11 protein-coding genes are annotated in these 14,816 nt (G+C 68.1%); 6 read left to right on the plus strand and 5 right to left on the minus strand.

Going from position 1 to position 14,816, the window contains the following annotated elements; translation table 11 throughout:
- The first annotated feature begins 378 nt into the window (after positions 1-378).
- Both betB and betA read left to right on the plus strand, forming a co-directional pair.
- Complete coding sequence (gene betB / locus FURADRAFT_RS17520; RefSeq protein WP_008955513.1) at positions 379-1,842, plus strand: betaine-aldehyde dehydrogenase; 1,464 nt, start codon at positions 379-381, stop codon at positions 1,840-1,842.
- Between the two features lie 192 nt (positions 1,843-2,034).
- A complete protein-coding gene (gene betA, locus FURADRAFT_RS17525; RefSeq protein ID WP_008955514.1) occupies positions 2,035-3,777 on the plus strand; it encodes a choline dehydrogenase in 1,743 nt (580 codons plus the stop codon).
- 234 nt (positions 3,778-4,011) lie between these two features.
- Here betA and fghA read toward each other — a convergent pair whose 3' ends face one another.
- Positions 4,012-4,851: an S-formylglutathione hydrolase gene (fghA, locus tag FURADRAFT_RS17530; RefSeq protein ID WP_201441970.1), complete on the minus strand. Its 840-nt coding sequence runs from the start codon at positions 4,849-4,851 to the stop codon at positions 4,012-4,014.
- A 336-nt stretch (positions 4,852-5,187) separates the two neighbouring features.
- Positions 5,188-6,306: an S-(hydroxymethyl)glutathione dehydrogenase/class III alcohol dehydrogenase gene (locus tag FURADRAFT_RS17535; RefSeq protein WP_008955516.1), complete on the minus strand. Its 1,119-nt coding sequence runs from the start codon at positions 6,304-6,306 to the stop codon at positions 5,188-5,190.
- Positions 6,307-6,429: 123 nt separating this feature from the next.
- On the opposite strand from FURADRAFT_RS17535, the gene FURADRAFT_RS17540 reads away from it, so the two are divergent.
- Positions 6,430-7,317 (plus strand): LysR substrate-binding domain-containing protein, encoded by an 888-nt coding sequence (locus tag FURADRAFT_RS17540; protein ID WP_008955517.1) that lies wholly within the window; start codon positions 6,430-6,432, stop codon positions 7,315-7,317.
- A gap of 45 nt (positions 7,318-7,362) precedes the next feature.
- Here the strand turns inward: FURADRAFT_RS17540 and FURADRAFT_RS17545 are convergent, their stop codons facing one another.
- On the minus strand, positions 7,363-8,148 hold the full coding sequence (locus FURADRAFT_RS17545; RefSeq protein ID WP_008955518.1) for a substrate-binding periplasmic protein: 786 nt from the start codon (positions 8,146-8,148) through the stop codon (positions 7,363-7,365).
- A gap of 257 nt (positions 8,149-8,405) precedes the next feature.
- Here FURADRAFT_RS17545 and FURADRAFT_RS17550 point away from each other — a divergent pair, with 257 nt between their 5' ends.
- Entirely contained in the window at positions 8,406-9,905 is a 1,500-nt protein-coding gene (locus tag FURADRAFT_RS17550) for a sensor histidine kinase (RefSeq protein ID WP_008955519.1), read from the plus strand.
- Positions 9,902-11,500, plus strand: a complete 1,599-nt coding sequence (locus FURADRAFT_RS17555; protein ID WP_008955520.1) for a DUF3369 domain-containing protein — start codon at positions 9,902-9,904, stop codon at positions 11,498-11,500. Before FURADRAFT_RS17550 ends, FURADRAFT_RS17555 begins: the two co-directional genes overlap by 4 nt.
- 213 nt (positions 11,501-11,713) lie before the next feature.
- On the opposite strand, the gene FURADRAFT_RS17560 is transcribed toward FURADRAFT_RS17555, so the two are convergent.
- On the minus strand, positions 11,714-13,147 hold the full coding sequence (locus FURADRAFT_RS17560) for an RtcB family protein (RefSeq protein ID WP_008955521.1): 1,434 nt from the start codon (positions 13,145-13,147) through the stop codon (positions 11,714-11,716).
- Positions 13,148-13,167: 20 nt separating this feature from the next.
- Positions 13,168-13,611 (minus strand): archease, encoded by a 444-nt coding sequence (locus tag FURADRAFT_RS17565; protein WP_008955522.1) that lies wholly within the window; start codon positions 13,609-13,611, stop codon positions 13,168-13,170.
- Positions 13,612-13,794: 183 nt separating this feature from the next.
- Between FURADRAFT_RS17565 and FURADRAFT_RS17570 the strand changes: the two genes are divergently transcribed.
- Positions 13,795-14,790, plus strand: coding sequence for a CapA family protein (locus FURADRAFT_RS17570; protein ID WP_008955523.1), 996 nt, complete (start codon positions 13,795-13,797; stop codon positions 14,788-14,790).
- Positions 14,791-14,816: the final 26 nt, after the last annotated feature.

Below are 14,816 nucleotides of genomic sequence, written 5' to 3' on the forward strand. Positions count from 1 at the left end.
GCCCAGCCCCCACAATGGCAGGATCAGCCCGGCCAAAGTCGGACCGCGCAGGGTGCCGATGCGGCCGAGACGATCAGCCAGCAGGCCAGTATCCGGTCGGGTCGATAACCGCTAGACTCCGGCAACCTCGGGCGGCGCAACGGTATTATTGACTATTGGCATATGAATATATTCTACCAGAGCTATCAGGCATAACCTCTTCGCCCTGCAGGCCCACCACCACGCCCGCACCTTGGCGAGTGTCGCCGCAGAAGGGGTTGACGTCGGAAACAGACAGGTGGCCGCAGGGGGTGACGTGGCTCAATCTAGGTCGTATAAAGGCGCGTTGCGGCATGAGCCAAAGACAGCCACGCAAGGGTCAACGACAAAGGAGCTACAGTGAGCGACAACATTCTGCGCAGCTATATCGGTGGACGATATATCGACAACCCTTCCCTGCCGCTGGTGGACAACATCAACCCGGCCACCGGTGAGGTGATCTGCCGTGTGCAACAGGCCGGCGAGGCCGAGGTACAGCTGGCGATCGAGGCTGCGCGCCAAGGCTTCGAAGTGTGGTCGGCCATGACCGGTGCCGAGCGCGGCCGCATCCTCAACCGTGCGGTACAGATCCTGCGCGAACGCAACCGCGAACTGGCCGAACTGGAAGTGCGCGACAACGGCAAACCGATCCAGGAAGCCGAGGTGGTGGACGTGTTGTCCGGTGCCGATTGCATCGAATACTTCGCTGGCCTCGCCGCCAGCATCCACGGCCAGCAGTTCCCGCTCAAGGGCGCCTTCGCCTACACCCGGCGCGAGCCGCTCGGCATCTGCTTCGGCATCGGCGCCTGGAACTACCCGCTGCAGATCGCCTGCTGGAAGTCCGGCCCGGCGCTGGCCTGCGGCAACGCGATGATCTACAAGCCGGCCTCGCTGACCCCGATGACGGCGGCCAAGTTGGCCGAAGTCTACACCGAGGCCGGCGTGCCGGACGGCGTGTTCAACGTGATCCAGGGCACCTCGGCGGCGGCGCGCCAGCTGATCGCCCACCCCGAGGTGGCCAAGGTGTCGATCACCGGCTCGGTGGACACCGGCAAGGCGATCATGGCCGACGCCGCCAAGACGCTGAAGCGCATCACCATGGAATTGGGCGGCAAGTCGCCGCTGGTGATCTTCGACGACGCCGATCTCGACCAGGCGGTCTCGGCGGCGATGCTGGCCAACTTCTACACCCAGGGCGAAATCTGCACCAACGGTACGCGCGTGTTCGTGCACGACTCGATCTACGACGCCTTCCTCGAGAAGCTGGTGAGCCGCACGCGCAAGCTCAAGATCGGCGACCCGATGGACCCGGCAACCCAGGTAGGCGCGCAGGTGTCCAAGAGCCATGCGGACAGCGTGATGCAGTACGTCGAGCTGGGCAAGGCCGAAGGCGCCAGGCTGCTGGCCGGCGGCAACCGCGTGACGGTGCCCGGCTGCGAGGGCGGCAACTTCATCGCGCCGACCATCTTCGCCGACTGCACCGACGACATGAGCATCGTGCGCGAGGAGATTTTCGGGCCGGTGATGTCGGTGCTGCGCTTCAGCGATGAAGACGAGGTGATCCGCCGCGCCAACGACACCCGTCTGGGGCTCGCCGCCGGGGTGTTCACCAAGGACATCTCGCGCGCGCACCGCGTGGTCGGCAAACTGCAGGCCGGCGTGTGCTGGATCAACAACTACAACATCACCCCGATCGAGATGCCGTTCGGCGGCCTGAAGGAATCCGGCATCGGCAGCGAGAACAGCCTGGTGACGCTGGACCACTACACCCAACTCAAGAGCGTGTACGTGGAACTGTCCGGCGTGGCCTGCCCGTACGAATGAGCCACTGACAACAACCGTCCTGGCGTTGTGGCGCTGGCGAGCGAACCCCGCGCCGGGATTCGCCCCACGCCCGGGGCGGACGAGCGGCATGTCGCGGTACAGACACGTCGGCCATGCCTCGTGTCGGCGGCGGCGCTTAGCCCGGTCCGCTACATCAGGTTGTGTTAGCGACTCGCTACGAAGAGAAGAGTGATGAAAACGGAATTCGACTACATCATCGTCGGCGCCGGTTCGGCCGGCTGCGTGCTGGCCGCGCGCCTGACCGAGGACGCCGACGTCAGCGTGCTGCTGCTGGAAGCCGGCGGCCCGGACTGGCGGCTCGACTGGCGCACCCAGATGCCGGCCGCGCTGGCCTACCCGCTGCAGGGCACGACCTACAACTGGGCCTACACCACCGAGCCCGAGCCGTTCATGAACAACCGTATCATGACCCAGGGCCGCGGCAAGGGCCTGGGCGGCTCATCGCTGATCAACGGCATGGTGTACATCCGCGGCAACGCGCTGGACTACGACGGCTGGGCCGAGAACCAGGGGCTGGAAGACTGGAGCTATCTGGACTGCCTGCCCTACTTCCGCAAGGCCGAGACCTACGACAAGGGCGCCAACGACTACCACGGCGGCAGCGGCCCGCTGCACGTCACCACGCCGAAGGCCGACGTCAGCCCGCTGTTCGAGGCCTTCGTCCAGGCCGGCGAGCAGGCCGGCTACCCGCGCACCGACGACCTGAACGGCTACCGCCAGGAAGGCTTCGGCCCGATGGACCGCACCACCACGGCGGACGGCAAGCGCTGCTCCACCTCGCGCGCCTACCTCGACGAGGCCAAGGAGCGCGCCAACCTGACGGTGCAGACCCGCGCCCTGGCCGACCGCATCCTGTTCGAGGGCTCGCGCGCCGTCGGCGTGCGCTACATCCAGGGCGACCAGCCCAGGGAAGCGCGCGCGCGGCGCGAGGTGATCGTCAGCAACGGCGCCATCGCCAGTCCACAGTTGCTGCTGCGCTCCGGCGTCGGCAACGCCGACGAACTGAAGGCGACGGGCATCCAGGCGGTCGTCCACCTGCCCGGCGTCGGCGAGAACCTGCAGGACCACCTCGAGATGTACGTCCAGTTCGAGTGCAAGCAGCCGGTGTCGCTCTACCCGGCGCTGCAATGGTGGAACAAGCCCGGCATCGGCCTCGAGTGGTATCTGAAGGGCACCGGGCCGGGCGCCAGCAACCACTTCGAGGCAGGCGGTTTCATCCGCAGCGACGCCTCGTTCGCCTGGCCCAACCTGCAGTACCACTTCCTGCCGCTGGCGGCCAACTACGACGGCAGCAATGCGGTGAAGGCGCACGGCTTCCAGTGCCACGTCGGCTCGATGCGCTCGACCAGCACCGGCTACGTCAAGCTCAAGAGCCGCGACCCGCGTGACAAGCCGCGCCTGCTGTTCAACTACATGGCCGACCCGGTGGACTGGAAGGAATTCCGCGCCGGGGTGCGCCTGACGCGCGAGATCATCAACCAGAAGGCGATGGACCCGTTCCGGGGCAAGGAGATCCAGCCCGGCATCGGCGCCAAGAGCGACGCCGAGATCGACGCCTTCGTCAAGAGCCATGCCGAGACCGCGCTGCACCCGTCCTGCACCTGCAAGATGGGCGACGCCAGCGACCCGATGGCGGTGGTGAACAACGAGGGCCTGGTGCACGGCCTCTCGGGCCTGCGCGTGGTGGACGCCTCGATCATGCCGCGCGTGGTCACCGGCAACCTCAACGCGCCGACCATCATGATGGCCGAGAAGATCGCCGACAAGATTCGCGGCCGCACGCCACTGCCGCGCTCGCAGGCGCCCTACTTCGTCGCCGACGGCGCCCCGCCCAAGCTGGGCCAGGCGGGCGGCAAGAAGAAAGACGGCGGTGGGCTGCTGCTCTACCCGCCCAAGGTGGCGGCGCGGGGCTGAGGCGCTTAGGCACGGCACACCGGACACAACCGGCGCATCGCTGACACGATGCGCCGGTTTTTTTGTGCGGGCTTCGGCCAACCCTGGCTGCGGGGCGTCGACCTCGGCCTATGGGTCGCGCTGCACACCGCCGAGCCTATGTCCTGCGCCACAAAAAAAGCCGACGCGCCGAGTGATCGGTGCGCCGGCTGTGTCTTGCAAGGCTTCGGCCAACGTTTGCCCTCTCCCGCGTTTTCAGTCCTGCAATGCCGTGGCGTGGAAGCGCAGGTGCTCTTCGATGAAGCTGGCGATGAAGTAGTAGCTGTGATCGTAGCCCGGCTGCAGGCGCAGCGTCAGCGGATAGCCGGCCTTGTCGGCGGCCTGGCGCAGCGCCTCGGGGTGCAGCTGGGTGGCGAGGAAGTCGTCGGCGTCGCCCTGGTCGACCAGCAGCGGCAGGCGCTCCTCGGCACTCGCCAGCAGCAGCGAGGCGTCCCACTCGCGCCAGCGGCTGCGCTCGGGGCCGAGGTAGCCGCTGAACGCCTTTTCACCCCACGGGCAGTTGACCGGGTTGGCGATCGGCGCGAAGGCCGACACCGAACGGTAGCGCCCCGGGTTGCGCAGCGCGCACACCAGCGCGCCGTGGCCGCCCATGGAGTGCCCGGAGACCGCGCGCCGGCCGTCCACCGGAAACACCGCCTCGATCAGCGCCGGCAGCTCGTGCACCACGTAGTCGTGCGTGCGGTAGTGGGCCGACCACGGCGCCTGGGTGGCGTTGAGGTAGAAGCCGGCGCCGAGGCCGAAGTCCCAGCCGCCGGCCGGGTCGCCCGGCACGCCCTCGCCGCGCGGGCTGGTATCGGGCGCCACCAGCGCGATGCCCAGCTCGGCCGCCACGCGCTGCGCGCCGGCCTTCTGCATGAAGTTCTCGTCGGTGCAGGTCAGGCCGGACAGCCAGTACAGCACCGGCACCCGCGCCTCGGGGTTGGCCGAAGGCGGCAGGTAGATGGAGAAGTGCATGGTGCAGTTGAGCGTGCTGGAGTGGTGCGCGTAGCGCTTGTGCCAGCCGCCGAAGCTCTTGTTGCACGACACCAGTTTCAGGGTATCGGTCATCGTCTTGGCCTTGTGTATCGGTGGGGATGGGGTGCCTGCTTCAGCAGGCCATCGAGTGCCGCAGGATGGGTGAAGCGCAGCGAAACCCATCCTGCGATGCCGCCTCAGATGAATTGGCAGGCAAAACCTGTTCACGATCTGTCGCGAGCGCCCCTCAGCGGAGTGAAGAGCAGCACAGGAACCGGAATGGACACGTAGTCCATGAGGATTCCGCATCGCTGGGCGAATCCCTGCGTGCCAATCTTCGATTGGCTCAGCGATAGATTCGCACGCAGAGCATATGAGCCCCGATCAGGGGCGCGCAGCAGGATCGTGAGCTGGTTTTCAACGGTCGAACAGGATCACGGAGCGGATGCTCTTCCCTTCGTGCATCAGGTCGAAGGCGGTGTTGATGTCGTCCAGCCCCATGGTGTGGGTGATGAAGGTGTCGAGCTCGAACTCGCCCTTCATGTAGCGGTCGACGTAGCTCGGCAGCTCGGAGCGGCCGCGCACGCCGCCGAAGGCCGAACCGCGCCACACGCGCCCGGTCACCAGCTGGAACGGACGGGTGCTGATCTCTTCGCCGGCGCCGGCCACGCCGATGATCACCGACTCGCCCCAGCCCTTGTGGCAGCACTCCAGCGCCGAGCGCATCACCTTGACGTTACCGATGCACTCGAACGAGTAGTCGACGCCGCCGTCGGTCAGATCGACGATCACTTCCTGGATCGGACGGTCGTAGTCGAGCGGGTTGATCACCTCGGTGGCGCCCAGCTGCTTGGCGATCTCGAACTTGTCCGGGTTGATGTCGATGCCGATGATGCGGCTGGCCTTGGCCATCACTGCGCCGATGATCGCCGACAGGCCGATGCCGCCCAGGCCGAAGATGGCCACGGTGGAGCCCGGCTCGACCTTGGCGGTGTTCATCACCGCGCCCATGCCGGTGGTGACGCCGCAACCCAGCAGGCACACTTTCTCCAGCGGGGCTTCCTTGCTGATCTTGGCGACGGCGATCTCCGGCAGCACGGTGTACTCGGAGAAGGTCGAGGTGCCCATGTAGTGGTAGATCGGCTTGCCGTCCTTCGAGAAGCGGCTGGTGCCGTCCGGCATCAGGCCCTTGCCCTGGGTGGCGCGGATCGCCTGGCACAGGTTGGTCTTGCCCGACAGGCAGAACTTGCACTTGCCACATTCCGGGGTGTAGAGCGGGATGACGTGGTCGCCCGGCTTCACCGAGGTCACGCCCGGGCCGACTTCCTCGACGATGGCGCCGCCCTCGTGGCCGAGAATGGCCGGGAAGATGCCTTCCGGATCGGCGCCGGACAGGGTGTAGGCGTCGGTGTGGCAGACGCCGGTCGCCACCATGCGCAGCAGCACCTCGCCCTCTTTCGGGCCTTCCACATCCACCAGCTCGATTTCCAGCGGGCGCTTGGCGCCCCAGGCCACGGCGGCACGCGATTTGATCATGATGTTCTCCACGGTAAGAAGTTATCTCGACAGTATCGGTTGCCCTCTCCGGGTTTAAAAGGCGATTTTCGGGAAACATTATTGCCACTGAGGGATAATGGGCGACTCGAGGAAAGGATGCACATGGACGGCTGGGAAGGCATAGCGGAATTCGTCGCGGTGGCCGAGAGCGGCAGCTTCTCGCGCGCGGCCGAACGGCTCAGGGTGTCGTCGTCGCACGTCAGCCGCCAGGTGATGCGGCTGGAAGAGCGGCTGCAGGCAAGGCTGTTCTACCGCAGCACGCGCAAGGTCAGCCTGACCGAGGCCGGGCAGACCTTCTTCAGCCACTGCCAGCAGCTGCAGGAGGCGCGCGACGAGGCCTTTCTCGCCGTCAACGCGCTGCACAGCAGCCCCAAGGGCCTGCTGCGCATGACCTGCGCCGTCACCTACGGCGAGCGCTTCGTGGTGCCGCTGGTGAACGACTTCATGGCCGGGCACCCGCAACTCGCGGTGGAGATCGAGCTCACCAACCGCACCGCCGACCTGCTGCACGAGGGCTTCGACCTCGCCATCCGCCTGGGCCAGCTGGCCGACTCCAGCCTGGTCGCCACGCGCTTAGCCCCCCGCACCATGCACCTGTGCGCCGCTCCCGCCTATCTCGCGCACCACGGCACGCCGCACACGCTGGGCGAACTGGCACGCCACCAGTGCCTGATCGGTACCTCGACGGTGTGGAGCTTCCGCCTCGACGGCCGCCCCTGGCACTTCAAGCCGCAGGGGCGCTGGCGCTGCAACAGCGGCCAGGCGGTGCTGGACGCCGCGCTGCGCGGCTTCGGCCTGTGCCAGCTGCCGGACTACTACGTGCGAGAGCCGCTGCGCCAGGGGCGGCTGGTGGAACTGCTGCCGGCGCACACCCCGCCCAACACCGCGGTGTGGGCGGTCTACCCGCAGCAGCGCCACCTCTCGGCCAAGCTGCGGCTGATGGTCGACCATCTGCGCGAGGGCCTGGCCAAGCTGCCGGAGTACCGCTGACCCGGCGGCGGCACCGCGCAGGTTGGCCGAAGGCCGGGCGCCGCCTCATTTGCCAGCCGACGGCGGTTCCATGGCCAGTTCATGGCGCAGCCGTTCCAGCGAACCGTCCTGGCGCATCACCGCCAGCCCGGCGTTGAACTCGGCCAGACGCTGTTCCCAGCCGGGCACGCGCCGCGAGAACCCGACGTAGAGCGGCAGCGAGTAGACCGGTGGCTCCAGCCACACCAGCCGCCCGCGCTGCTCCGGCAGGCGGTAGCGCAGCAGGTAGCTGGCCACCCCCTTGTCGATCAGCGCCAGGTCGACGCGCCCCGCCGCCAGCTTGCGCAGGTTGGCTTCGTCGTCGATAGCCTCCTCGGTCCGCAGCCGCGCGGCCTCGACATTGGGTGGCTTGAGGTAGCCGCGCACCACGCCGATGGTGAGCGAGCGAAGCCGCGGCAGGCGGCGCACGTCGTGGCGCCGATCGGCACGCGCGTAGAAGCCGACCACGTTGTCTACCAGCGGCTGGCTGTACGCCAGGAACGCCTCGCGCTCCCTGGAGTGCCACAGGCCGACGACGCCGTCGCTGCTGCCCTCCTTGGCCTCGTACAGGGCACGCGCCCAGGGGCGGTACTGGATCACCACCTGGTGCCCGGCGCGGCGGAACGCCTCCACGGCGATGGCGGTGGCGATGCCCTGCCGCGGCAGCGAGGGGCTGGTATAGGGCGGGTATTCGGTGGACAGCAGGGTCAGTGTCGCGCCGGGGCACAGCGCAGCGAGCGCGCCCAGCAACAGCGCCGCCAGCCCCTTGCGACCGGCACGCACGATCCATCCGCTCACCGCATCGTTTGGCATGGCGTTTTTCCCGCGGCGCTCCCGTGCCGGCCAAAACGGGGCCGGTGGCCGCCCCTTTCAGTCTAGCGCCCTGATTTTGCAGGCAACAGCCCGGCATCAACCCCGTTTTCCTCCCGCGTCGGCCACCCGGCCGTCACCTCGCCCCGGAAAGCGCCGCCAGGGTGCGAACAGGCTCTTGGCGGCCGCATCCTTGTTCTATCTTGAAACTGTGAGCCCGCGCCGGCCACGCCCTCCATCCACCGAGACCCTTCTTCTCGATGAAACACAGCATCGGCTTTCGCCTCAACCTGTTGTTCGTGCTGCTGGTCACGGCGGTGCTGAGCGTGTCCGGCTGGCTGACCTACCTCAACACCCGCCAGCAGCTGGAGCAGCAGTACAGCGAAGCGCGCCGCGCCGTGCAGCAGCGCCTGCGCACCAACCTGCCCTTGCCGATCTGGAACCTCGACACGGCGTTGCTGCAGCAGAACCTGACGGCGGAGCTGACCAGCCCGGTCGAGCGCATCGCGGTGTACGAGGAAAACGGCAAGCTGCTGCTGGCGCGCGGCGCAGAGCCGGTCGAGGCGGCGGCCGCCGAGCGGCTCGACGTTCCGCTCGCCCTCAAGCAGTTCAACCAGACCCACGCCCTCGGCCACGCCCGCGTGTGGCTGTCGCGCGCCAGCATCGAGGCGCAGTTGAGCAGCCAGGTGTTGAACCGCGTGGCCGAAATCCTGGCGCTGGACGCGGTGCTGCTGATCGCCCTCTCGATCGCGTTGCGTCTCATGGTGCTGAACCCGCTGGAGACGCTGAAGGACGCCCTGGCTCTGGCGGCCGAGCACCAGGGCGGCGAGGACAGTCTCACCCTGCTCACCGAGCGCCAGGACGAGTTCGGCGAGGTGGTGCGCAGCTTCAACCGCATCGCCCAGCGCCTGGCCGAAGACGTGGAAAAGGGACGCCAGGCCGAGGCCGAAATCCGCCTGGCCTACGACAACCTCAAGCAGGCCCAGGCCACGCTGATGCAGAGCGAGAAGCTGGCGGCGCTGGGCGGGCTGGTCGCCGGCATCGCGCACGAGATCAACACCCCGGTCGGCATCACCCTCACCTGCGCCAGCCTGCTCGGCGACAAGACGCGCCAGCTCGCCGGCCAGCTGGAGGCGGGGCAGCTGAAAAAATCAGACGTGCAGGGCTACGTGCAGACGGCGAGCGAAAGCGTCGGGCTGATCCAGGTCAACGCCGAGCGCGCGGCGCACCTGGTGCAGAGCTTCAAGCAGGTGGCGGTGGACCAGATGAGCGAGGAGCGCCGCGAGTTCGATCTCGCCGGCTACCTGCACGAAGTCATCGCCAGCCTGCGCCCCAAGTTCAAGCACAGCGCCATCCGCGTCAGCATCGACTGCGCCGAGGGCATCCGTCTCGACAGCTACCCCGGCGCGCTGGCCCAGATCATCACCAATCTGCTGGTCAACTCGCTCACCCACGCCTTCGACGAGGGACAGCCGGGCGAGGTCACGATCCGGGCACAACAGTTGGGCGGCGAGATCGCGCTGGAATTCGCCGACAACGGCAAGGGCATCGCGCCGGAGAACCTGCCGCGCGTGTTCACGCCGTTTTTCACCACGCGGCGCAGCGCCGGCGGGAGCGGATTGGGGCTGCACATTGTCTATAACATCGTCACCGGTAAATTAGGTGGACGGTTGCAGGTGGAGAGCCGGCCCAACGCGGGCACGCGCTTCACCCTGCAGTTTCCGGCGGTGGCGCCGGCGGTCAGCGAGGGCAAGGGATGAACAGCGCCGAAACGGTAACGAGCCAGGAGGACTGGCTGATCGAGGACGAAGCGGGCACCACGCCGCCACCTCCCCTGCTGCGCCCCTGGCGCGTGCTGGTGGTGGACGACGAGCCAGACGTGCACGCGGTGACCCGCCTGACGCTGCAGGGCGTCAGCTACAAGGACCGCGCCGTCGAACTCCTGAGCGCCTACAGCGCCAAGGAAGGCATGGATATCCTGCGCACGGAAACGGACATCGCGCTGGTACTGCTCGACGTGGTGATGGAGAGCGACCACGCCGGGCTGGAGATGGTGCGCGAAGTGCGCGAGGGGCTGGGCAACCGCCTGGTGCGCATCGTGCTGCGCACCGGCCAGCCGGGCCAGGCGCCGGAACAGGAGGTGATCGTCTCCTACGACATCAACGACTACAAGGCCAAGACCGAACTCACCGCGCAGAAGCTGTTCACCACCGTGATCGCCTCGCTGCGCGCCTACGAAAGCCTGTTCATCATCGAGCGCAGCCGCCAGGGACTGGACGCCATCCTGGCCGCCACCTCCAACCTGTACCAGATCCAGTCGCTGCGCGAGTTCGCCTCGGGCGTGCTGCGCCAGATCAGCGCCATCCTCGACGTAGGCACCGACGGCGTGCTGTGCGTCTGCGAGGACGCCGCCATCGCCGGCGGCACGCTGCAGGTGATCGCGGCCACCGGCCTGTTTGCCGAGCTGCAGCAGAGCGGGCAGCTCGACAGCAGCAGCGCCATCTTCCAAGCCATGCAGCAGGCCGCCGAGAAGCACAGCTGCATTTTCAACCACCCCGGTTCGGTGCTGTATTTCGATACCCACTCGCGGCGCACCTTCGTGATCTACTTCACCCCGCCGCGCCCGCTGTCCGAGGTGGACCAGGAGCTGCTCAAGGTGTACTGCAACCGCATCGCCGCCGCCTTCGACAACCTCTACTACCACACCCAGATGAAGAACGCCCAGGAGGCCACCGTGGTGGCGCTGGCCGACCTCGCCGAATACCGCGACAGCACCACCGGCGACCATGTGCTGCGGGTGCAGCGGCTGACCGACGCCATCGCCCACCGCATGGCGGCCAAGGGACTGCACCCCGACATCCTGACGCCGAGCTTTCTCGAAATGGTGGGCATGGCGAGCATCCTGCACGACGTCGGCAAGGTCGGCACCCCCGACCTGATCCTGCACAACCCGAGCAAGCACAACCCGGAAGAATGGGAGGTGATGAAGCAGCACGCCAGCATCGGCGCCAAGATCCTGGAGAAATCCGCCAGCATGGTGGAGGGCGAGAGCTACCTGTCGATCGGCGCGCAAATCGCCGCCGGCCACCACGAGTACTACAACGGCAAGGGCTATCCCAACGGGGTAGCCGGCACCGCGATTCCGCTGTCGGCGCGCATCGTCGCGGTGGTGGACGTGTTCGACGCCCTGCTCTACCGCCGCCCCTACAAGGAACCGTGGCCCTTGCCGGATTCGGTCGCCTACATCCGCGACCACGCCGGCGAACACTTCGACCCCGAGGTGGTGGAAATCTTTCTCGAGCTGATCCGGGAAGAACACCCCGACCTGGTGCTGCCGCCGGCGAAGGCGGCGTGAGGGGGGGCGGGCTATTCGAAGGTTGGCCGAAGCCCCGCCCCAAAGCTTGTGAAAGAAATCGTCGCGAGCCTCCCTCAGCGGGGTGAAGAGCAGCACAGGAACCGGAATGGACTGGAGTCCATGAGGATTCCGCATCGCAGAGCGAATGCAAGATTTGCACGCAGAGCACATGAGCCCCGATCAGGGATGCGCAGCAGATTTATTCACAAGCGCTCATCCCTTGATGCAGATCTTCGGTCTCAGAAACGCCACGCGCCGCGCCAGCCCGGCCGCCTCGGTCACTTCCGCCACGCGGTCGACGTCCTTGTACGCCCCCGGCGCCTCTTCCGCCGCGCCGCGCAGCGAGCCAGTGCGGATCAGGATGCCCTGTGCTGCCAGATCGTCCAGCAGCTGCCGTCCGTGCCAGAACTTCAGCGCCTGGTGGCGGCTCATGGCACGCCCGGCGCCGTGGCTGGCCGAGGCGAAGGCGTGGTTCTGCCCGGGCGGGTTGCCGGCCAGGATGTAGGAGCCGGTACCCATGCTGCCGCCGATGATTACCGGCTGGCCGACCGCGCGGTAGGCGTCGGGCAGGCCGGCGTGGCCCGCACCGAAGGCGCGCGTCGCGCCCTTGCGGTGCACGTACAGCGTGCGTTCGCGTCCCTCCACGCGGTGCCGTTCCACCTTGCAGGTGTTGTGTGACACGTCGAACAGCGTATCGAGACGGGCGCTCGGCCAATAGCGCGCCAGCACGCCCCGCGTCAGCGCAGCCAGGATCTGGCGGTTGGCCAGCGCGCAGTTGATGGCGCTGTTCATCGCGCCCAGGTAGTGCTGCCCGGCCTCGGAGCGGATCGGCGCGCAGGCGAGTTCGCGGTCCGGCAGCGTCAGGCCGAGGCTGGCCGCCGACTTGGCCAGCAGCAGCAGGTAATCGGTGCCGATCTGGTGCCCGAGCCCGCGCGAACCGCAGTGGATCGACACCAGCACCTGCCCCACCCGGAGGCCGAAGGCCGCCGCCGCGGCCTCGTCGTGGATGCGGTCCACCACCTGCACTTCCAGATAATGGTTGCCGGAGCCCAGCGTCCCCATCTCGCCCAGCTGGCGCTTCTTGGCCAGGTCCGACACCCAGCCCGGCTCGGCGCCGCCGACACAACCGCGCTCCTCGATGTAGGGCAGATCGTCGGCCGGGCCGAAACCCTGTGCCACCGCCCAGTGCGCACCCTGCCGCATCACCTGTTCGAGCTCCCTGACGGCCAGCCGCAGCCGCCCCTCCTCGCCGACTCCGGCCGGTATCTCGCGGAACAGGCTGTCGGCCAGGTGGTGCCGTTGCGGCGCCAGCTGCTCCCAGCTCAGGTCGGTGCGCAGGCAGCGGATGCCGCAGGAGATGTCGAAGCCCACGCCGCCCGCCGACACCACCCCGCCGGCGTCGGCGTCGAAGGCGGCCACGCCGCCGATCGGGAAGCCGTAGCCCCAGTGCGCGTCGGGCATGGTCATCGCCGCGCCCACCAGCCCCGGCAGCCGCGCCACGTTGCGGATCTGCTCCAGCACCTTGTCGTCCATGCCGCGCAACAGCTCGGCGTCGGCGAACAGCCGCACCTCGCCGCCCGCCTCGGCGCGGGACGGCGCCAGCGTCCATTCGTACGGTCCGGCCTGCCGCAAGCGCGCGATATCCATCGTCTCCTCCCCCCCTAGCGCTACACGTCCACCACGCAGCGCGCCCGCCAGCCACCGTCCTGCGGCGTCAGCGAGAGCTGCGTCAGGGTGGCGCCCTTGACCTCGACGCCGCGCTCCAGTTCCGCCGTCCACGGTTGCCCCGCCGCTACGCCATGCCAGCGGCTGCCGTCGCGCTGGAGCCGGAAGCGGCACCACACCAGACGCCGGCTCTGCGCCTCCGCCAGCAGCAGGTTGAGCCAGGTCACCAGCGCCAGCTCCGGGTCGGCCTCGTCGAAGTCCAGCTCCAGCTGCTGCTCCGGGCGCAGCGCGGCGAGATCGGTCATCACCGCGAACATCGCCTCGGCCGCCGCCTCCATCGCCGCCTCGGGGGTCGCCCCGCAGGCCTCGATGCCGAGGTCGGCGTCGTGGTCGAAATAGCCGTAGCGCGGCGTTGTCGTCGTCACCGGCACATCGGGTGGGGCCATGGCATCGCCTCCCGCCCCGCTCCCGTCCGGGAGCGGGCATCGTGAATCCTTCATTATATGAAGCCGTCCGGGCGACGGCGGCCGCGCCCCCGTACCGGCCGCCAAAAAATCCGCCTCTTTCCGCCCGCCCGGCGTCACGGCGGACTAGCCTATGAAGTGGGAGCGAACGGCAAGGAGAGCGCGATGACCACCCTGGCGCTGGCGGGCGACGTGATGCTGGGACGGCTGGTGAGCGATATCGTGATCAAGAACCCGCCGGCCCAGCCCTGGGGCGATCTGCTGGCGATCATGGGCGGCGCCGACGCCCGCCTCGTCAACCTGGAATGCGCCATCACCCGGCACCGCCAGCGCTGGACGCGCACCGACAAGGTGTTTCACTTCCGCGCCGACCCACGGGTGATCGAGGTGCTGCACGTGGCGCGCATCGACGCCGTCGCGCTCGCCAACAACCACGTGTTCGATTACAACGAGGCCGGCCTGCTCGACACCCTGCAGTATCTCGACCGCGCCGGCATCGCCCACGCCGGCGCCGGCCACGACCTGGCCGAAGCCTGCCAGCCGGCGCTGGTCGATGCCGGCGGCTGCCGCGTGGCGCTGATCGCCATCACCGACAACGAACCGCCGTTCGCCGCCACGAGCGAACGCCCCGGCACGCGCTACCTGCCGATCGATCCGGCCAGCCTGCCGGCGCTGCAACAGCAGGTGCGGGCCGCACGCGGCGCCGGTGCGGCGCTGGTGGTGCTGTCCTGCCACTGGGGGCCGAACATGGTCGAGCGCCCGCCGGCGCACTTCTGCGCTTTCGCCCGCGCCGCCGTCGACCTGGGGGTGGACCTGTTCCACGGCCACAGCGCCCACCTGTGCCAAGGCGTCGAGATTCACCACGGCAAACCCATCCTGTACGACACCGGCGATTTCCTCGACGACTACGCGGTCGACCCGTGGTGGCGCAACGACTGGAGCTTCCTGTTCCTGGTGACGTTCGAACACGGCCGACTGACGCGGCTGGAGCTGGTGCCGGCGCTGCTCACGCTGGCGCGGGTCCAGTGCGCGCCGGAGCCCGAGCGCTCCGCGCTGTGCCGCCGCATGCGGGCGCTCTCGGCCGAATTCGGCACCGACTTGATCGAGGCCGGCGAACGGCTGCGCTGGCAGGCGGGGGATGGCGGGGATGCGGGGGCGTAGGCTCGCCACCGCCCGTACATGAAGAA

Origin of the sequence: Pseudogulbenkiania ferrooxidans 2002, from assembly GCF_000174355.1 — a bacterium.
In the GTDB taxonomy this organism is placed as follows: domain Bacteria; phylum Pseudomonadota; class Gammaproteobacteria; order Burkholderiales; family Chromobacteriaceae; genus Pseudogulbenkiania; species Pseudogulbenkiania ferrooxidans.